The organism is Haploplasma axanthum, from assembly GCF_900660745.1.
Lineage (GTDB): Bacteria > Bacillota_I > Bacilli_A > Acholeplasmatales > Acholeplasmataceae > Haploplasma > Haploplasma axanthum.
On the sequence record NZ_LR215048.1, the window covers coordinates 1,846,076 to 1,865,687 of the forward strand.

The 19,612-nt window shown below is 28.8% G+C and carries 29 protein-coding genes and 1 tRNA gene; 16 read left to right on the plus strand and 14 right to left on the minus strand.

The window, feature by feature from the left end; all coding sequences use genetic code 11:
* Positions 1–15: 15 nt before the first annotated feature.
* From EXC62_RS08420 to EXC62_RS08445, 6 genes are all read right to left on the minus strand, one after another.
* The gene (locus EXC62_RS08420; protein WP_026390947.1) at positions 16–996 is read right to left on the minus strand and encodes an alpha-ketoacid dehydrogenase subunit beta; all 981 of its coding nucleotides are present in this window, start codon (positions 994–996) and stop codon (positions 16–18) included.
* 2 nt (positions 997–998) lie between these two features.
* The gene (pdhA, locus tag EXC62_RS08425) at positions 999–2,087 is read right to left on the minus strand and encodes a pyruvate dehydrogenase (acetyl-transferring) E1 component subunit alpha (RefSeq protein ID WP_026390946.1); all 1,089 of its coding nucleotides are present in this window, start codon (positions 2,085–2,087) and stop codon (positions 999–1,001) included.
* Positions 2,088–2,368: 281 nt separating this feature from the next.
* Positions 2,369–3,478, minus strand: a complete 1,110-nt coding sequence (locus EXC62_RS08430; protein ID WP_035375846.1) for a type II toxin-antitoxin system HipA family toxin — start codon at positions 3,476–3,478, stop codon at positions 2,369–2,371.
* A 2-nt stretch (positions 3,479–3,480) separates the two neighbouring features.
* The gene (locus tag EXC62_RS08435) at positions 3,481–3,765 is read right to left on the minus strand and encodes a helix-turn-helix domain-containing protein (protein WP_026390944.1); all 285 of its coding nucleotides are present in this window, start codon (positions 3,763–3,765) and stop codon (positions 3,481–3,483) included.
* A gap of 496 nt (positions 3,766–4,261) precedes the next feature.
* Positions 4,262–5,074: an HAD-IIB family hydrolase gene (locus tag EXC62_RS08440; protein ID WP_026390943.1), complete on the minus strand. Its 813-nt coding sequence runs from the start codon at positions 5,072–5,074 to the stop codon at positions 4,262–4,264.
* Positions 5,071–5,751: a copper homeostasis protein CutC gene (locus EXC62_RS08445; protein ID WP_162140290.1), complete on the minus strand. Its 681-nt coding sequence runs from the start codon at positions 5,749–5,751 to the stop codon at positions 5,071–5,073. Before EXC62_RS08445 ends, EXC62_RS08440 begins: the two co-directional genes overlap by 4 nt.
* Before the next feature lie 104 nt (positions 5,752–5,855).
* Here EXC62_RS08445 and nagA point away from each other — a divergent pair, with 104 nt between their 5' ends.
* Complete coding sequence (gene nagA / locus EXC62_RS08450) at positions 5,856–6,986, plus strand: N-acetylglucosamine-6-phosphate deacetylase (protein WP_026390941.1); 1,131 nt, start codon at positions 5,856–5,858, stop codon at positions 6,984–6,986.
* A 12-nt stretch (positions 6,987–6,998) separates the two neighbouring features.
* Here nagA and EXC62_RS08455 read toward each other — a convergent pair whose 3' ends face one another.
* From EXC62_RS08455 to EXC62_RS08485, 8 genes are all read right to left on the minus strand, one after another.
* Complete coding sequence (locus EXC62_RS08455) at positions 6,999–7,613, minus strand: cyclase family protein (RefSeq protein ID WP_026390940.1); 615 nt, start codon at positions 7,611–7,613, stop codon at positions 6,999–7,001.
* Positions 7,610–8,491 (minus strand): NYN domain-containing protein, encoded by an 882-nt coding sequence (locus tag EXC62_RS08460; protein WP_162140289.1) that lies wholly within the window; start codon positions 8,489–8,491, stop codon positions 7,610–7,612. The genes EXC62_RS08455 and EXC62_RS08460 overlap by 4 nt, the downstream gene beginning before the upstream one ends.
* A complete protein-coding gene (locus EXC62_RS08465; protein ID WP_026390938.1) occupies positions 8,491–9,312 on the minus strand; it encodes a Cof-type HAD-IIB family hydrolase in 822 nt (273 codons plus the stop codon). The genes EXC62_RS08460 and EXC62_RS08465 overlap by 1 nt, the downstream gene beginning before the upstream one ends.
* A gap of 138 nt (positions 9,313–9,450) precedes the next feature.
* Positions 9,451–9,852, minus strand: a complete 402-nt coding sequence (locus EXC62_RS08470) for a protein-export chaperone SecB (RefSeq protein WP_026390937.1) — start codon at positions 9,850–9,852, stop codon at positions 9,451–9,453.
* Positions 9,837–10,382: a type II TA system antitoxin MqsA family protein gene (locus EXC62_RS08475; protein ID WP_026390936.1), complete on the minus strand. Its 546-nt coding sequence runs from the start codon at positions 10,380–10,382 to the stop codon at positions 9,837–9,839. The genes EXC62_RS08470 and EXC62_RS08475 overlap by 16 nt, the downstream gene beginning before the upstream one ends.
* A 16-nt stretch (positions 10,383–10,398) precedes the next feature.
* Positions 10,399–10,701, minus strand: a complete 303-nt coding sequence (locus EXC62_RS08905) for a hypothetical protein (RefSeq protein ID WP_162140288.1) — start codon at positions 10,699–10,701, stop codon at positions 10,399–10,401.
* A gap of 525 nt (positions 10,702–11,226) precedes the next feature.
* Positions 11,227–12,117, minus strand: a complete 891-nt coding sequence (locus EXC62_RS08480) for an aminoglycoside phosphotransferase family protein (protein WP_052590005.1) — start codon at positions 12,115–12,117, stop codon at positions 11,227–11,229.
* A 102-nt stretch (positions 12,118–12,219) separates the two neighbouring features.
* A tRNA-Glu gene (locus tag EXC62_RS08485) sits at positions 12,220–12,295 on the minus strand.
* 269 nt (positions 12,296–12,564) lie between these two features.
* Here EXC62_RS08485 and EXC62_RS08490 point away from each other — a divergent pair.
* The 15 genes from EXC62_RS08490 to EXC62_RS08550 all read left to right on the plus strand — a co-directional run bounded on the left by EXC62_RS08490 (position 12,565) and on the right by EXC62_RS08550 (position 19,601).
* Positions 12,565–13,053 (plus strand): DNA N-6-adenine-methyltransferase, encoded by a 489-nt coding sequence (locus tag EXC62_RS08490; RefSeq protein WP_052590044.1) that lies wholly within the window; start codon positions 12,565–12,567, stop codon positions 13,051–13,053.
* Positions 13,053–13,265 carry a hypothetical protein gene (locus EXC62_RS08495; RefSeq protein ID WP_026390996.1) on the plus strand — a complete coding sequence of 71 codons (213 nt, stop codon included), beginning with the start codon at positions 13,053–13,055 and terminating at the stop codon, positions 13,263–13,265. Before EXC62_RS08490 ends, EXC62_RS08495 begins: the two co-directional genes overlap by 1 nt.
* Positions 13,265–13,486 carry a hypothetical protein gene (locus EXC62_RS08500; RefSeq protein ID WP_026390995.1) on the plus strand — a complete coding sequence of 74 codons (222 nt, stop codon included), beginning with the start codon at positions 13,265–13,267 and terminating at the stop codon, positions 13,484–13,486. Before EXC62_RS08495 ends, EXC62_RS08500 begins: the two co-directional genes overlap by 1 nt.
* A complete protein-coding gene (locus tag EXC62_RS08505) occupies positions 13,479–13,775 on the plus strand; it encodes a hypothetical protein (RefSeq protein WP_026390994.1) in 297 nt (98 codons plus the stop codon). The genes EXC62_RS08500 and EXC62_RS08505 overlap by 8 nt, the downstream gene beginning before the upstream one ends.
* A 1-nt stretch (position 13,776) precedes the next feature.
* A complete protein-coding gene (locus tag EXC62_RS08910) occupies positions 13,777–13,950 on the plus strand; it encodes a hypothetical protein (RefSeq protein ID WP_156907474.1) in 174 nt (57 codons plus the stop codon).
* A 3-nt stretch (positions 13,951–13,953) separates the two neighbouring features.
* Positions 13,954–14,706 carry a helix-turn-helix domain-containing protein gene (locus tag EXC62_RS08510; RefSeq protein WP_052590042.1) on the plus strand — a complete coding sequence of 251 codons (753 nt, stop codon included), beginning with the start codon at positions 13,954–13,956 and terminating at the stop codon, positions 14,704–14,706.
* Entirely contained in the window at positions 14,693–14,917 is a 225-nt protein-coding gene (locus EXC62_RS08515; protein ID WP_026390993.1) for a hypothetical protein, read from the plus strand. The genes EXC62_RS08510 and EXC62_RS08515 overlap by 14 nt, the downstream gene beginning before the upstream one ends.
* A complete protein-coding gene (locus tag EXC62_RS08520) occupies positions 14,904–15,467 on the plus strand; it encodes a hypothetical protein (protein WP_162140302.1) in 564 nt (187 codons plus the stop codon). The genes EXC62_RS08515 and EXC62_RS08520 overlap by 14 nt, the downstream gene beginning before the upstream one ends.
* The gene (locus EXC62_RS08525; RefSeq protein WP_026390991.1) at positions 15,464–15,691 is read left to right on the plus strand and encodes a hypothetical protein; all 228 of its coding nucleotides are present in this window, start codon (positions 15,464–15,466) and stop codon (positions 15,689–15,691) included. The genes EXC62_RS08520 and EXC62_RS08525 overlap by 4 nt, the downstream gene beginning before the upstream one ends.
* A 14-nt stretch (positions 15,692–15,705) precedes the next feature.
* Positions 15,706–16,077, plus strand: coding sequence for a hypothetical protein (locus EXC62_RS08530; protein ID WP_026390990.1), 372 nt, complete (start codon positions 15,706–15,708; stop codon positions 16,075–16,077).
* Between the two features lie 100 nt (positions 16,078–16,177).
* Positions 16,178–17,773 carry an immunoglobulin-like domain-containing protein gene (locus EXC62_RS08535; RefSeq protein ID WP_026390989.1) on the plus strand — a complete coding sequence of 532 codons (1,596 nt, stop codon included), beginning with the start codon at positions 16,178–16,180 and terminating at the stop codon, positions 17,771–17,773.
* 358 nt (positions 17,774–18,131) lie between these two features.
* Positions 18,132–18,329 (plus strand): hypothetical protein, encoded by a 198-nt coding sequence (locus tag EXC62_RS08540; RefSeq protein WP_162849147.1) that lies wholly within the window; start codon positions 18,132–18,134, stop codon positions 18,327–18,329.
* Positions 18,330–18,670: 341 nt separating this feature from the next.
* Entirely contained in the window at positions 18,671–18,958 is a 288-nt protein-coding gene (locus EXC62_RS08545) for a hypothetical protein (protein WP_129747587.1), read from the plus strand.
* 11 nt (positions 18,959–18,969) lie between these two features.
* Complete coding sequence (locus EXC62_RS08915) at positions 18,970–19,131, plus strand: hypothetical protein (protein ID WP_162140301.1); 162 nt, start codon at positions 18,970–18,972, stop codon at positions 19,129–19,131.
* Positions 19,128–19,601 (plus strand): hypothetical protein, encoded by a 474-nt coding sequence (locus EXC62_RS08550; protein WP_129747589.1) that lies wholly within the window; start codon positions 19,128–19,130, stop codon positions 19,599–19,601. The genes EXC62_RS08915 and EXC62_RS08550 overlap by 4 nt, the downstream gene beginning before the upstream one ends.
* Positions 19,602–19,612: the final 11 nt, after the last annotated feature.

A 19,612-nucleotide genomic window follows, 5' to 3' on the forward strand; every position in this document is an offset into this window, starting at 1 on the left:
TGTTCATCTCCTTAATTAAAACTCAACAACTTTTTTGATTTCAGCTTTAATTTGTTCCTTATTAATCATATGGTGATGTTCACCACGTGCTAAAGGAATAACAATATCAAATCCTGTTAATCTAGTTGCAGGAGCTTCTAAATACAAGAATGCTTTTTCATTCACTAATGCAATTAATTCTGCCCCTGGTCCATATGTACGCATTGCTTCGTGTACTACTAAGAATCTACCTGTTTTTTTAACAGACTCAATTATAGTTTCACTATCAATTGGGCTAATTGTTCTTAAGTCAATTACTTCGATTGTAATGTTTAATTCTTCTTCCATTTCTTTAACTGCTGCGTTGATTTCTCTTAATTGAGCACCCCAACCAACAATAGTTAAATTTTCACCTTGTTTTAACACTTTTGCTTTTCCAATTGGAATTTCATATGATTCTTCTGGAACTTCTTGTTTACCTGAACGATAAATTCTCTTTGGTTCTAAGAATATAACTGGATCTTTACTATTAATTGCTGCAGTTAATAACCCTTTAGCATCATATGGTGTTGAAGGCATAACTACCTTAATACCTGGAATATGTCCTAAATAAGTTTCCAAACTTTCTGAATGGTGTTCTAATCCTTTAAATCCACCACCTGCAGGGATTCTAATAACAATTGGTGCTGTCCAATTTCCTCTTGAACGGTTTCTTGTTCTTGCAAGTTGAGTAACAATTTGATTAAATGCTGGGAACATAAATCCGTCAAATTGAATTTCAACAATTGGCTTCATTCCACCAATCGCCATACCAATAGCAGTTCCGACAATTGAAGACTCAGCAATTGGTGTATCAAATACTCTTGTAACACCATATTTCTTTTGAAGTCCAGCTGTTGCTCTAAAAACTCCACCTTGAACCCCAACGTCTTCACCATACACAACAACATTAGGATTTTTTTCTAATTGTTGGTCCAATGTGTGATTAATTGCTTGAATTAAATTTAATACTGCCATTGTTATTTACCTCCTTCAAGAAACTTTTTGTAATTTTCATATTGTTCTACTTGATTTGGAGTCATTTCTTCATAAACATATTTAAAGACTTCTATTAAATCTAAGTCTCCAGTTTTTTCAACTCGTCCAAAGACTTCTTGAACATAATCATTATTTTCTTTATCTAATGCTTCTTCTTCTTTTTGACTCCACCATTTTTTGCTAATTAAATACTTTTTCAATCTTTCAATCGGATCTTTCTTAGCCCATTCTTCAACTTCTTTACTATCACGATATAATGTTGGATCATCAGATGTTGTATGAGCACCCATACGATATGTTAATGCTTCAATAACAACTGGAACGCCTGCTTTAGCACTTTCTCTTGCTTCTCTCATTGCAACATACATTGCAAGAACATCATTTCCATCAACTTGGATTCCTTTAATACCTGCTGCAACTGCTTTTTGAGCTAATGTTTCAGCTTTTGAAGCAACACTTCTTGGTGTTGAAATACCCCATTTGTTATTTTGAACTATAACAACAAGTGGAGATTGCATTGAACCAGCAAAGTTTAATGCTTCATTAAAATCACCATGTGATGTACCACCATCACCAATTGATGCAACAGCAATTTCATCTTTACCTTGTCTTTGTGCCGCCATACCAAGTCCAGCTGCAATAGCTACTTGTGAACCAATAATAATATTTACTGGTAAAACGTGCGCTTCTCTTGGGAACTTACTTCCCATTTCATTACCGTACCAATATAAATAAATATTTTCTAGTGGTACTCCTTTATATAACATCATGTTCAATTCTCTAAATGCTGGCGATAACCAGTCACCTTCTTTTAATGCTGCCATAGCACCTACTTGTGTAGCTTCTTGGCCAATATTTGGTGGGAATGTTAGCATTCTACCTTGTCTTTGATATTGAACTGCTCTTGTATCTGCAACTCTTCCTAAAGTCATTGTTTTGTACATTTTTAATAATGTTTCTTTATCTAATTTAGGGTCTAAATCAGGGTTAACAATTTTTCCATTTTGATCCAAAATTTCTAATTTTTTCAGCTTTAATGGATCGTAAGTTTTAATTAATACGTGACTCATGTTATATTTTTCCTCCTAATCGTTTCATTACCTTCATTATACATTCTTTCATTTTTTTTTACAAAGTCTTTGCTTACTAAACTTGTATCGCTTACATAGTAAAAAATAGTAACCGCTTACACGTTTATAAATGATAGATAATCCTTTCAAAAAGGACTTTAAAATTAAAAACCGTATAGTTTTTATACTATACAGTCTCATTGATTAATACTTTTCTTGTTTTAAAATGAATAACAGTTAACTAAGTTATTTCACATATATTATAGGTACATAATTCTTTTTTATATTCTATCCTTTTCATTAACAATTATATTTTTTATTCTTTCAATTATTCCTTCACATATTTTTCTTGATAATCTAAACTCATCTGCAATACTTAGCAAATCAGATTCATTAGGTTTCGAATTACCATTTACAGTCATTTCATGTTCTAATTTATAATCTGTTTTTGTTATGTCATATGCTGGTGTTAGCCTATAGCCTTTTAACTCTTCATCATATAAAAAGGAAAAATTCTTTCCATGATCATCTCTATTCCCATATAAAACATTAAAACTCATTCTTCTAAATGCTTCATATAAATCCATTTTGTCTATAGAAATTTTTTGAATTACTTGAAACAAATGATAATAATCCATATTAGGTATTTGATGTGTTGTCTCTAGTATTGCAGAAAGTGAAATAACATGAACTTTTTGCTTATTTTTTCTATCAAATCTTTTAGCGCCGAAATAGCCTTTACATCTATTTGATTCAAAAAGTTTAAACTCATTAACATTTATAGAAGCTTCACTAGCTTTCTTATTTGCAATATATTCATCAAATCCAACATCAAGTGAATCATTTAAAGCACCAAATTTAACTATCCACTCTTCATCATTAAATGATATATGAACCTTTGGTCTTGCTCCTCCTGAAGCACCACCAAAATTAAACAAATCATCTAAATTCTCATTCTCAGTTTTACTCTCTAATATTTTTTTTGTATTTAGAGCTAGGTTATCTAAATCCATATTATCATTTTTCACATATTCTCTTTGAATAGGTTCATAAGTTAATCCCCCAAGTCCATTACTACCAATTAAAGTTAATCTTTCAAGTGGTGTCAATTTCTCAAAATTTATTCCCTTTTTTGCGAGCATTCTTCTGACTAAAAACTCTCCCCATCCATCAGGAAGAGAATCATTAAACACTCCATATAAGCCTTTAAAATAAGGACTTTTTGATATGTAAACATCATCACTTAGTGGAAGTGAAAAAGGTGAAATAGAAAAACCATTCTTAACCCACTCTTCATCATATTGAAATCCAATTCTATTATTTTCTAATATTTGCAAATACCCAACTAATCTCTCATTGTATTTAACTAAAACTCTGTCTATATTTTTCACTACTATCTACCTCTCAAATTTTTAACTATTTGATTTTTAAATAGCTCATTAAAATCATCTAAACATCCAATTACATCACTAAGTTTTAAAAGCGAAGATAATGAAATATCTCCAGTGGATTCAAACCTCCTAATCGATCCATAACTTACCCCCGATCTACTACTTAACTCTTTTTGGGTAAGCCCGATTTCTTTTCTTCTCTTTTTAAATCTTTCAACCAAGTTATTTATAATTGTTTGTTCCGTTTCAACTGTAACAAAATCTCCTATATCAAACTTTTTATTCATATCGCTAATATTTTAGCATTTTTAACTTATTTTGTCAATTATTGCTAATATATTAACTATTACAGTTATGAAAAAGTAATGAAAGATTAATAATCAAAATGCTTAATTTATATAATCAGTAAAATATATTGATACTTTTTATATTTTCAAAAACTTCACCCTATCCATTAAATAACCTTTTATTATAAAAATACATCCTATGCAAATCTAGGATGTATATATATTTCAAAACTATTTATAAAAATCTTTGATATTCACTTTTTTGGTGCAAAATTATATTAACTATAACTATCTTTTTTCTCTTCATTTATTTGTAAAATATTATATGATTTTCAGCAACAATAAATTTATAACCTTGATTCTTCAATATTTTATATCTAGGATTTGCTCTTCTTTCAGTAAATTTATCAAGTAATAAAATAACTTTTTCTAATTTATTCAAACAACTTATTGCGTCATTATAACTATATTGCTTATATTACATTCTTAATATCTATTAAATACTTTTATTTCTTATGATTTTAATCATTTCTACTAATGCACCATCATTATGATGACAAACCACATGCTTAGCCGCATCTTTTACTTCATCATGTGCATTAAGTGGAGCAAATCCATACGCATTTTTAACCATTTCATAATCATTTATATGATCTCCAATAGTATATAAATCATATTCTTTAATATTTGCATACTTTAAAGCAATCTCAATTGCTGATCTTTTTGAAGTGTCTTTATTAACTAATTCAACATAAGATGAACCTGATGGAATAACTTCAATTTTATCAAAACTTTTAAAAGCTTTTGCTTCTTCTCTAACTTTTTCATTTTGACTTGGATCTACAACAAAACTTGCTTTAGTAATATTTTTATAATCAATTTCATCAACATAAACTTTTGTATATGGAAAACCAACTTCAATTATACTTTTTTCTTTATCTTGCACAATAATATAATGTTCATATGGTGACATTATTGCAAGAACAACATCATTTTTAAAAGCATAGCCAATAGCTTCTTGAAGTGCTTCTTTATTTAAAATTTCTTGATAAATTATTTTAGAATGTGCATAATCGTAGACTAATGTTCCATTTGATAATACAAATGGTAAATTAAATTTTAGTTTTGTGTCTTTAAAAAAAGGTGATACACTTGAAATATTTCTTCCTGTTGCTACACCAAATAAATTACCATCTCGAATCCAGTCATTAATTGCAGAAATATTTTCATTTGAAAAATAACTCTTATTATTACTATCAAGATTGAATAACGTTCCATCTAAATCAGAATATATTATTTTTTTCTTCACTTTATAATTTCCTTTACAACTTTTATTTTTTCAGAATCAATTTCCTTAAAATTATTATTATCAAATTTCACGCCTGATCCAAAATGTACTTCTGAAACATTTGCTTTAGTAACAAAATCTTTGATGTTTGTAATATTAAGACCTGAACCTGCAAGAAGTATTATATCATTTTTAATTGCTATTTCATTCATTTGACTTAAAAGTTCAATAGAATCAACCACAGAATCACTACCAGCTGATGTTAATATTCTATCAATATCATAGTTTTTCAAAATATTCATTGATTCAATTAAATCTCTTGATCTATCAATTGCTCTATGAAAAGTTAAACTTAAATTACCTTTAGCATCAATTACTTTTTTTAATACTTCTTCATCAATTTGATTATCTTTAGTTAATGCTCCAAAGACTATTCCATATGCATTCGTTAGTCTAATCCTTTTAATATCTTCAATAATTACTTCTAGATCATTATTGTCATAAACAAAAGATTTTGAATGTGGTCTAACCATTACCATAACTGGAATTTTAACACTATTTACTATTTTTTCAATTAACCCAATTGATGGTGTTAATCCACCTTCTTTAATCCCTGTTACAAGTTCAATACGATCTGCACCAGAAGATTCAATATCGATTGCTTCTTTAAGAGTAGTTGCTATTACTTCTAATAACACAAAAATCACCTCGCGTTGTTTGTACTATTATATCATATAAATTAATACTTTCTTAACTTGACTTTACAAGTTTGGTAGTATAATAGATATAGGAGGATAATTACATGACTACATTAAAAAACTTAACTATCTATACTGAGGAAGGCATATTAAAAAATGCTTATATTAAATTCGATAAAACTATTTCAGAAATTGGAACAGGGAATATCGACGGGATTGATATGAAAGGAAAAATTCTTATTCCTGGATATATTGAACAACATATTCATGGCGTTTCAGGGGCTGATACAATGGATGCAACATTTGAAGCAATAGATGCTATGGTAACAAACTTACCTAAGGAAGGAATCACTTCTTTCTTTCCAACAACAATGACTGAAACAGAAGAAAACATTATCAATGCCTTAAAGAACATTAAAGAATATAAAGAAAAAAGCACTTCAAAGGGTGCTGATATTGTTGGTGTTCATCTTGAAGGACCATTTATTAATATCAAATTTAAAGGTGCTCAACGAGGGGATGCAATTAGAAAACCAAGTGTTGAACTTTTCAAAAAGTTTAATGAAGCATCTGGTAATCTTGTAAAACATGTTACCTTTGCACCAGAAATTGAAGGTGCTGATGAATTTATTAAATATTTAAAAGCTAATAAAATCGTTGCATCAATCGGTCACACAAATGCAACTGATGAAGAGGCGTTTAATGCAATTAAACTTGGTGCAAACCATTTCACACATGCATACAATGCAATGAGTCCCTTCCACCACCGTAATATTGGGGTCATTGGTGCTATGTTATTAAGTGATAATACTTTTGCAGAAGTTATTACTGATGGGATCCATTCAAGTTTTAACGCTGTAAAAATGTTATATAAATCAAAAGGATATAAAAATATTGTTTTGATTACTGACTCAATGCGTGCAAAATTATTACCTGATGGTGAATCTGAAATAGGTGGACAAAAGGTTTATGTTAAAGGCTTAGAAGCTAGACTAGAAGACGGAACACTTGCTGGAAGTATTTTACGTTTTGAAGATGGTGTTAAAAACTTTAGACGTGTTAACAACTGTTCAATTGAAGAAATAATTGAAATGGCTTCAGTAAATCCTGCAAAGCTTCACAATCTTTTTGATTCTAAAGGATCAATTAAAGTTGGAAAAGATGCTGATTTTATTATTACTAATGATAATCTTGATGTTTTAGAAACATACTGCTTAGGAGTTCGTTTAAAATAACGAACTCTTTTTTTATTCAACTAATGCAAATGCTCTTACTAAACTTGCTTCTGTTTCAATTTTTAAAGGTATAGCGAAAAACTCGATTTTTTGATAGTTTAATAGTTCTTTTAAATTTGTTGCATTTTCAACAATAAAAATTCCTTCATTAAAGAGTATCTTATGAACATTAAAAGGTTCATAATCAGGGCTAGGTGTATCTAACACAAGCATCTTAATCTTCTTACTAGCAAGTTTTCTAGCCATATTTTCTGTTATATTTGGATGCTTTAAATAATAATTTTCTTGTTTAATGTTAAATCCTGTATAAATTATCAAAATACAATTTTCTCTAATAAGATTTTCATATTCTAGTGACCACTCGATAATGTCTCTACCTTCTGAATCAATAACTATTGCTTCACCAAAAAAGTTTGTGAGTGAATAATCACTAACAGACAAATCACTTTTTATTAAATGTTTAGGTACGTCAATATGTGTTCCAATATGCATATTAGTTTTTATTTCATTAATCACATAACCATCTGTTTCAAGATTTTTTTGTTGCTTAATTTCAAATTTGGAATCACCCGGATAAATTGATATCTCTTCATTTATTAAATAAGTTAAATCAATTACTTTTTTCATTTTTTCACTTTCACAGAAAATGTTTGCTCATTAACTTCATAACCAAGATTTTTTAATAATGCACTGAATTTTGAAAAACCAAAATTTTTAACATTAAAGTTTTCAAACTCTTTATCCATTGAATTCTTAAGTTTTCCAATATTTCCTTTTTTAGAATTACCTAAAAATTCTACAATATACTTTTTAACTTGTTCTAACGTTAAACTATTTTCATACTTAACAAATGTCGTTGTATTTTCAGTACTTGTATTAAAGCCTAATTTCGTTACTAGTGAAGTTAAATTTGATGAGCCATATTTTCTAGGATCAAAATCTGAAAACTGATTAACTAAAATATCTCCAAGTCTTGATAATTGCAACTTATTATCTGTTCCATTTTCTAAAATGATATTTTCAATTGTTATTCTTAAACTTTCATATTTGTTTGTAACTTTAACTTCTTCAATCTCATCTTCAAAATATTCAAAATATTTAAACTCACTACAAGCAGATTTAAAAGCATTTGTTACTTTCTTTTCTTCCCCAATTCCAATAACAATTGCCCCTGCTTCTTTTAATCTAATAGCTAGTGGTGTAAAATCTGAATCACTTGAAACAATGAAAAATATATCAGCTTTATCTTGATATTTTATTTCAATTGTATCAAGCGCCATTTCCATATCAGCAGAATTCTTTCCACTTGCAACATTAAACTGATGCATCGGCTTAATAGCATAATCTAGAGCCTTCTTTTTCCATTCATCAGCAAGTCTATTTATATCCCCATAAAATCTCGCTATTACAAGTTTTCCATATTTTGATATTTCTTTAATTATATGATCAATGTATTTATATCCTACATTTTCCGCATCAATCATTAAAGCTACTCTATTGTCCATTATTTACTTCCTTTCAATTCATTTATTTTCTTAATCATATCACTAATTGCTCCATCATTATGGTGACAAACAACATGATCCGCAATTTCTAAGATATCTTGGTGAGCATTAAGTGGAGCAAATCCTACATCTGCATTTTTTATCATTTCATAATCATTTATATAATCACCAATTGTATAGATTGTATAGTCATTAATTCCTACATATTCTAATATTCTTTTAATTCCAGTTATTTTTGATGTTCCTTTATTAATCATTTCAATATAAGTTGGGGCAGATGGAATAAGTTCTAATAAATCAAAAGATTTAAAACCTTTAACATCTTTTAATACTTCTTCACTTCTATCTTTTGTAACAGAAAAACTAACCTTTGTAATCGAATCATATGGAATTTGATCCTTTGTTATTAATGTATAATCAAATACTGGCATCTTAAATTTTTCTTTATTTTTTGGTTCTAGCATATAATGTTTATCTGCTGTAATTAAAAACATTAGTGCTTTCTCTTCACTCAATATATACTTAACAGCATCATCAATTATCTTAGAATTTAAAATTTCTTGATAGATTATATGATTTTTCTTTATATCATATAAAACAGTTCCATTTGATAATACTAATGGGAGATTATAGTTGAATTTATTGTGTTCTAAGAATCGCTTTGCACTTTTTATATTTCTTCCTGTTGCTACTGAAAAGAAGTTTCCATTTTCGATCCATGAGTCAATCGCCTTTAAATTTTTCTCTGATATAAATGATTTTCTATCTTCATAATTAAGTAATGTACCATCTAAATCTGAGAATATAACATTTTTTTTCATATTCAATCCTCGTACTTCGTTTATTTATCTATACTTTATTATAGCATTTTTAAGGCGAAAAAGAAAAAACTCTCATTATTCGCACTGATTATCGTGCTAATGAAAGTTCTATTTTTAAAATTGGAATCTAAAGTATTTCTATTTATCCTTATTTATTTCTTTATTAAAAAAACTTGCAATATTTATAATAGGTAAAACATATGGTGGTAATGGGTGATTCATTGTTAACTCAGCCAATTTACTTCGTAAATATGGATATAATATCGCGGTAGCATTATCAATATAATTAGTATTTTTTTTCCATTCATTAAGTTTAAATTGACCTATTACACTTACTTTAACTTCAAACGGAATAATCTTATTTTGCTGGTTTTTAATAATTTTAACCTCAAGAAGTACCTCAAAAGAATCATTACCTCTATCTATTATTTCGCGTGTAAATTCAGGGTTAATAACAATATCCTCTTCTATATTAGTTTTCACTAGTTTATAGTAAAGTTCTTGATTATATATATTTTCTAATTTTAGCAAACTTGACATATATCTTCATTTCCTTTCCCTATCTCGAAAGCAGTCTTGAAGGTAACTTTATTAGTTGGACTATATGTAAATACAGCATTTTGATTTTGAAATACAAGTTTTTTTATTTTAGCGACCAATTTACCATTATTGCTTAATTTCAATATTTGTTCAAATGATTCTTTATCATCAACCAATCTCATCAAAATATCATTTGATTTATCTTGAATATATCCATTTTCATATCTTGTTACTGTTTTTTCTCCAAAACCTAAAAGTTGAGACATTTCTTTTTGACTAATATTATATTTCGATCTTATTTTTCTTATTTCTTCACTTGTTAATAAACCTTTAATTTTTCTATATTCATCATAAACGATGATATCATTATTAACTTCATTTTTTTTATCATAAATTAATTCATTACATTCAGCACAATAAATTCTAGTAATAGTAACATCGATAATTTCATCTTTAACTTCATATGTTTTCTTTTCTTTTTTCTTTATCACTTCAACATCTTTATCGCATTGTGCACAATACATTTTCATATTTTTCTCCTTCATTCTAATGTAAACTAATAACAATACATTTTCTCTTATCATCTTTCATAGTAATCTTAATGTAAAATTCATAGTTATACTTTGAAATATACTTCTTAAAAATCCAGACTTCGCCTTTATTAGAATCATAATTTAATTCTGGACCATAACAATAATCTCCATGACTTAATCCTCTTATTATCTCATCTCTATCATCATCAAGAAGTGCATATTTTCTCCATACCATTTCATTTTTATCTCTTAATATGTATATCAAATCATACTCCTTAATATTCCCTATACATTCATCAAGCGTCAATAAAATCATCCCCCCATTCATAAAAAGGTATCATTTGATACCATTATAGCGTATTTAGACTAGTTTTGCAAGTTCTATAGATTATCTATCATAAATTGTATCAACGACTGAAAATGAATTTAGTTTCTTCTTTTGCATCAATAATATTATCATAGCAAATAGCAATGTAAAAATTAACAAAAAAGCGAAAACAACTAAATTAAAATTAATCCCTCATCTATTAATTCCAAGTTCAAATTACTTAAAGCAGCAATTTCATTTTCTTTATTCTTATAAAATGTTTTTGTAATATTTTGTAATCTCATATATACTTCTCCCATTTTTATGCTTATCCTTAAAACGATTACTTCTATGTAAATTCTAAAACTATTCTTTTTTATTTTCAACTTCAATTGACATTCTTTTGGCAATTAAAATATTTCATGATGCCAAGCATATTCTATTTATAAATTTCTTATGTGTAATAGGTATGTTATTTTATCTTTTTATAATTTGAATCTTATGATTACAGTGAATAGATTTAAATCAAGCAAACTAAATTGTTTCTTTTGAATACCAACTTGGTATTACATTATTGAAATTATCAAAGTATTCCAAGATATTATTAGCAATTTCAATTGATAAATCGATTTGTTCTTGATCAAACTTATGTGCCCATGGTATATGCGAAATAATTGATTCAGCAGCATATAGCGCTAAGATATTAAAGAATTTTGTTTTATCCTTATTTTTAAAATAACTATTTATAAAACCATTTTCAAAATGAACACTTTCTCTTACATTCCAGATAAAAGGCTTAAATTCTGAATAAATATCTTCAAATCCTAATTTATCAAAATCAATTATGTAAATATCATCATTATTAATAATCATATTACCTAAATGATAATCGGTATGTGCTAATACTCTTCTAATATTTTTTATTAAATGACGATTATCTTTTATATATTGAATTACTAAATCATACTTTGGAATAATATTTTTATATTTTATACTTTCATTTATTTTTCTATCAAGTTTCTTATTATATATCTTACTCCATGAATCTTTATACTCTATTTTTGTCTTATGAATTCTTTTTAATATTTCTCCAACTTTATATCCAAACATATATTGCTCATGCTCAGTATAATTCTTTATGATGCTAGTAGCATCCACTCCATCAATATACTCAAAAACAGTATATACTTTTTCTTCATTAAATAATCCAAAATCAATTACTTTAGCAATATTAATATCTAGAGTCTTAAGCTTTAGAAGTTCATCATATTGCTTCTTTCGATATTCATATCTTTTAATATCTGATATCCTAACTAGATACTTTTGGTCAAAAGTATTAGTAACAATATATTTTACATCACTACTAAATCCCTTATTTAATTTTTTAATATCTTTAATCCTACCTAACACTTTAATCTTATCCATGCAATCACCTCACATACTCTTAAAAAGAAAAAACACTCTAAAAGTGTTTATTTTTCCTTACTATCTCTATAAGGCTAAGACAAGCCTTAATCTATTCCTAATTGGTGACCCGTACGGGATTCGAACCCGTGAATGCATGCGTGAAAGGCATGTGAGTTAACCGTTTCTCCAACGGGCCAATGGCGGAGTGAGAGGGAGTCGAATTATTTAACCCTTATAAATAAGATTGAATTATAAACGCATATTAGCGTTTTTTTTATTTTATGGGCGAAACATTAATAACATTTTAAAGGGATAAATTAAAGGAGCCCATGCCTTAATTTGTCCGTTTAAAGTGTTATTTTTATTTAACACTTTGTGTCCCTTTATTCCTACGACGTTAACGCCGGCATTGTTGACGTCGTAATTGGAGGGGGAACAAACAACAATTAAAGGGAGGTTCATCATATGAACAAAGATTTACAAGCAGTATTTAGCAATCGTACAGACGATTGGGCGACACCAGAGATTATATTTGATTATCTGGAACGTTATTGTGAGGTTAAAAAAGACGAATGGTTTGACCCATGTCCTCTTGGTGCATTCGATAAAGGTTATGACGGTTTAAAAGTTGATTGGAGTAATCACGAAAATATTTACATCAATCCACCTTATAGCAATATTAAAGGTTTTGTTGAGAAAGCAATTGAAACACATACTAACGATAGAACTAAAGCAATTTACTTCTTAATACCTGCAAGAACTGACACAAAGTATTATAAGCTTCTTTTCGAGTATGGTTGTAATTTCGAGTTCATTGAGGGACGTTTGAAGTTTGGAAAATCAAAACATTCAAGTACTTTTCCTAGCGTATTGGTTCAACTAAATGGCGACGGAGTAATGAGAAATCAAATATATTATATTAGCAAAAATAAATTACATGGGGGCAATAAATAATGAAAAAAAGAATTAATAAAAAAGATTTAATGGCGTTTTTAAAAAGCGAAAAAGGCTTTTTAAAATTAGATACAATGTGTTGGCGTGCTTTTGTTGAAATTGATGGTGTTGATTACACTGTCAATTTCGATACATATTTAAAACTTGATTTAATCAAATTGAAAAGCGACTTTATGACTAAATACTATGTACTTAGAAAGGTGGCTAACTAATGAAAAAAAGAATGTTGGAATATAAAGGAATGTTATATACTGAGGAAGATTTATTTGAAAAACTGGAAGACGATGAAATAATTGAATCATCTGTACTTGTTAATTATTATTACAATGGAAATTTTATAGGTAATGACAATGGATTTTCAACTAAAGAAATGCTTGATGAGATTATAGAAAGCGGCAATTTAAGTATATCAGAGGTAAAAACTAATGACTAAAAATGAAATGTTAGAACTCAAAAATGGCGACTTTGTGCAAGTAAAAAAAGGAAATAAATGGTACAACGGCATAGCAATTCAACATAAAGAGAATAGTCTTCTTTTTGATGATGACGACTTATTTTTATATGTTATTTATTTTCCTGATAGTGAAACTAATATGTATGACGCCCATAATTTTTTTAGCCGTAACGAAATTAGACTACCAAATTATGACGTCACAAACAATGAAACTCTTAAAAAAGTTAAAAAGTTAGTAGATCAATTAGTTGTTAAAGGTGGTAAATAATATGTATATTTTAGAAAAAAATAATCAATATGTTTCAAATATTATCGTAGTTTTTAACAACAAAAAAGCAAAATGTATCTTATCTGATAACGTTAATTTCGCAGTGAAATTCTATGATAAAAAAGATGCAAAAGCACAGGCAAAACGATTTAAATGTAATCTAAAGGAGTTGTAGAAATTGAGTAAGAAAAAAGATTTTATTGTTGAAAAAGCAAGTTTCACAACGATAGAAAATGATATATTTTTCTATCAAAATAATGGTGAAAAACTATCACTTGAAGCGTGGGGATTGTACGCGTTCATGTTATCACTTCCCGACGCTTGGGACTACACTATTAACGGGCTGAAATCAGTTGTAAACGCTGGACGTGATAAGGTTTCAAAAACGTTAAAAGAACTTGAAAATGCAGGCTTTTTAGAGCGTCAACAAAGTAATGAAAATGGGCGTTTTGGTAACATGCAATACAAGATAATTCGTAGACTTCAAACACCGTTGACTGAAAAACCGTTAACGGAAATACCGTCGACGGAAAATCAGATACAACTAATTACTAAAGAACTAAAAGATCTTGATAAATTTAAAGATAAAGGGGAAATTTCTTTCCCCCAAACGTTCCACTACCTAACTAAAGAATTGATTAATAAAAAATACATCAGTGCTTTAGATTTTGATGTCGAAAAATATAACGATTTGTTTAGTACATTAGATTCAAGATATGGTTATCAAAATGTACTTGAAGTCACTAGGTATGCATTAACTTATTCGCTGAAAAATGTTGAACGAATTAATAACAAATTATCGTATTTATCAAGTGCCATTATGAGCGAACTTGTTAAACGTGAAAAAGCATCATCAAATGAACCTGCTTGGTTAGATGCATACATGAAAGAATTATTTCATAAGGATGAGTTGACTGATGAATATTTTTAGAATGATTTTAGATAATGTATTTTCGATTACTAATTGCGAATATAACATTCAAGAAATTGATACTAATAAAATTGACGTCATAACTAATAGTGCAGTCTTTCATTTTGAAAATCAAACTTTAATAATGGTTAACGGAAATTATGATTTTGTTAAAGTTAAGCACATTAAAAATATTGTTGAAAGGATGGTTCAAGATTTTGGAGAAAACTAACGACAACATAAAACAACTTTTAGAAAAAATCAAAGCATTAGCAATTAATGGAGTTGACGGCGAAAAAGAAAATGCGCAACTTCTTCTTAAAAAGTTAATGCATAAATATAAAATCACTGATAATGATCTAGAGATTAACAAACGTGATTGGAGAAATGTTACTCTACCACGTTTTAGATTACATAACAAACTTTTCTGGGCAATCATTCAATCAACATACGATATTACTGCGTATCGTAAAACTTCCAAACGTGACGTCATAAAACTATTTATAACGCAAAGTGAATTAGTTGAGATTATTGCTAAGTACAATTTTTATGTTTATCACTTCGATGTTGACATTGATGCCTTTGCTATTTCTTTCATTTCTAAAAATAAACTCTTTCCAGTGACTGAACGTGCTGGAACTCCTAGAGAAATGACAGAGCGTGAATATCAACGCTGGCTTAAAGCTCACGCAATCGAAACATCAAAATATAACTATAATTCTGGGCAACTTGGTAAGGAACAGTTGCAACTAGATTTTGAAGAAAAGGAGGAATTGCAATGAATGAATTAAAACAGCTTATAAGTGATTTATTGGTTGAATATGACGAGGTTAGCATGGAGCATAGAGCAACAATGCCACTTGATTATGACTTTCGAAAAAAATGGCTACTTCCTCTTGCTGAAAAAATTAACAATCTAGATATGAAAATCGAGGTTATAAAAATATCTTCTAAAATCATTCATGAAAGCAATGCACTAGATGCTTATGACGACGAAGAGGATTAAGGAGGTGATTAAAAATGAAATCAACTAAACAAGCATTTATAACTAAATTGATAGATTATACGTTAGACTTTTTTAAAGTCAAAACTGAGGATCAAGAGCACATCATAAGTTTTAAAGGTGAGCATGTCATAATCTCACTGAAAACAAAAGAAACAATACATGAACTTGCTAAGATTGCTTTTGACTTCGAGGAAGATGACGGACTTGATTTTCTAGCATCTGTAATTAATGAATTAGCATTATCAGATGATGCGATTAAAGATGCTAACGATGTATTAACAGCATTTTATCAAGAAGATTATCAAGAAGATTATAATAATCTGCAAGAGGAAATCGAAAGAGATATTCAACAAGAAATGATTGATAATAATGTTGAGCCTGATTAATAAAAATGATAATAACATGGGGGAAAAAGATAGAGTTGAAAGACTTCTTCTATTCTTCCATTTTTTTATAAAAAACAAAAATAAAAAGGAGAAATAAGAAATGAAAAAATTAAAATTATTATTGGTTGCACTATTAGTTGCAACATCAAGCCTACTTATGACGTCAAAAGTTAGTGCAGCATCTAAGACTGTTACATTGACATCTAATAAGTTTAGTCAAAGTGATTTAATTTTAGAGCATCAAGGTGGTGGCATTTTTACAGTAATCATTGATCAAGAAGCATGGTTCCCAGTTTTAGCAAGTCCATGGGATGACAATGTATCAATTGGTTTAACTAGTAACGACTTTAAAAAAATTAAAGTGATATTGAATGGAACTGAATATATTAAAGATTTTGGTTCAGGCTTCACTTTCGATTTTGAACCATTAGCAAACGAACAATGGGAATTATCAACAAATATTAGTGGAACATTTACAAGATATACTATTCCAGCATATGACTTAAAAATACAAGTTGCTGATACTTTTGATATCAGAAAGCCAGCATCTTCAGGTAAAGATATAATTATTAATAATGTTGAAAAGCCATATACTTTAGAGCAATTAAAAGCAAATGCTTTATTTAAAGTTACAGACGAATATGATGGCGATATTACTGATAAAGCGCAAATTATTAGAGATACTTACACACCAAATAAATCAGTTCCAGGAACATTTGAAATTGAATGGCAAACAACAAACTCTGGTGGACTTTCTACTAATTATATTTTGAAAGTTTTAAATCAAGATTTTGATGCACCAGATATTGATGGACCAGATTTAGAATACTTTTCATATACGCAAGAATTAACTCTTGCTGACATCGCTAATAAGTTTACAGCAATTGATAATATTGATGGAACTGTTCCAGTAACTATTTTGCAACATGATTATGTTCAAGGTGCAGTTGGAACATATGAATTCACAATGCAAGCCGTAGACAAAGCAGGTAATAGAAATACTCATTATTATAAAGTTATTATCCAAGATGATGTACTGCCAGTAATTACAGATGAAAACAACGGGAAAATACAAATCAATTGGAAAGATGACGTCAATACTCAAACATTACTTTTAGGACTTTCTGCAACTGATGCAGTTGATGGAAATCTAACAAGTTCGATTAAAATTGTTGAAAATAATATAGTAAACAAACTAGGTAAATACATTGTTAAATATGAAGTATCTGATGAAGCAGGAAATATTGCTGAGTATCAAAGAGAATATGAAGTTATTACTTTAGAAAGTCCCAAATATTGGATTAGCCAAAATATTTTATCAGTTGAAGACATCAACAAAATGACAGTAGATCAACTTGCTAGAATATATGCGAATTATGAAAATATTGAAATGAAGTCTTTCGAAGTAATTACTAATGAATATTTAAACAATGAAGAAACTCCAGGACAATATTTATTGTCAATGAAAATCGTTGACACTAATAACGAAACTCATGAAATAAATAGAATGATTAGAGTTTTTAATGAAAGTGAGTTGCCTAAGGAAAATGAAGAACCTAAAGCAAAAACAATATGGCAAAAAATAGCGGACTTCTTCATCTGGATTTTCAACAATATAATTCTTCCTGTTTGGAAAGTTATAGTGTGGATTTGGGAACATACGATAGGTGCAATTTTCAAATTAATAACTAAATAATAACAATCACAAAAAGGATGTGATAAAGTGATTAAAAAAATACTAATAATTATATTTATCGGGGTTGCAAGTTTTCTTCTTGCAACTCCAAACTATATGCAGCGGAAACTGCAAAGCCTTCGCCAAGTATTGAAATAACTGATATAACTAGAAATCAAAATACAATAACAATACAAACAAATGAAACTGATTTAATTACACATGCAGTTGTTGAATACGTGTTTCTAGAAAACACACAACGAATATCAATGCTTAAAACTTATGACGTCAAAAATAACACCTTTACAATCGAAAGTAAAATAACTGATTTAAAGATTTGGCAACTTAAAAGATACGAAAAGAAACTTCAACACTTCATATGACTAGTGGAAAAAACACGATAGGAACAATTGAAAATGTGGAACGAAGAAACATATCAGAGATTGAAACAGTCGCATCTAACATCGTTGATACTGGCTTATTTTTAGATAAGAATACTGGTAAACACATTGGACCAGGTAGATTAGATGTTAAATTAAATATTTTGAGTTTTATTTCAAGTTTGAAAAACACATGACAAAGTCATATCAATTGATGTTAACTATGTTTTTGGTGATTTAAATTATGATGAAACAAGTCTAATAAATACTGAAAATATATCCGAGCGTATTTTTCCTGATGGCGTTGAAATTGAAGGTTACGAAATAATATGGGACGCTATAAATTATTCTAAAAATACATTTAAAAAACTAGCGGTACGCGGATTAGATAACAATTTCATTGCTTCTATCGACGCAAACTATGTAACAAGAGTTTCCCGATTAAAAATGCTGCATCTAACATTGAGCGACGTGGTAGAGGCTCTCGTGCAAGTTTCGCATATGGTGTATCTAACTTCGCTATCATTAAAATACATATATGGTTGATGGCGTTTTCTTTGAAGATGACGTCATAAATCCACCAGTTGATCCTGTTGAGCCTGTGACTCCTGAAGATACATTAGGTTGGCTTCAAGAATTGATAGCAAAAATTAAAGAAATAATCCAAAAATTAAAAGATGCTTGGGGTAAATATTCAACAATTGTATTGACTGTTATATATATTCTTATTGTTTATATTTGTTATAGAATTCTCAAAGCATGTTGGGGATTGATTCAACTGCCATTTAAGTTATTAAAAGTTTTATTTATACCAAAGAAAAAATAGGAGGAATTACAATGATTACAGATTTTTTTATGTTTATATTTTCACTACCAAAAAAGGGGTGGAAGATTTTAGTTAAAGTTGGTAAAGGAATTAAAAAAGGATTTCAAGTTTTATTTGTTCCAAAGAAAAAAACTAAAAAACGTGACGTTAAAAAGCAAAGTGGTAAAAGATGATAAAACACGATTGGCGTTACAATTTGGCACACTTCCCAGATGCGTTATTCCTAGCATTTGGAAAATTGCTAAAATTGATTTTATTTTCATTTAATAACATCTTAAGGAAGTGGCAAAGTTTTCTAGACGTCTGGAACAATAGCGACGTTTGGAGGTTAGCGAGATACTTAACTTTTCCACTTCATTGGATTTGGATACTTGCATATAAAGAAAGCAAAAAGAAAAAGTATGATAGCAACCTCTTCGATATCCCGGGCTTACAAATAATCAGTGGAAATACTGGAGCGGGTAAAACGTCTCTTGTATATGAAATTATTGAACGTTATAGAATACTTTTCGGAAAGCCTTGGTATATCAATTCGGACTTTGAAAGCCACGATATAACGAGCCATTACAAGCGTATATTAGATATCATAGATATATGGAGTTTGGAAACGTCTGGAATGATTTTGAAACAAAAATACAACTAAATAAAAATCTA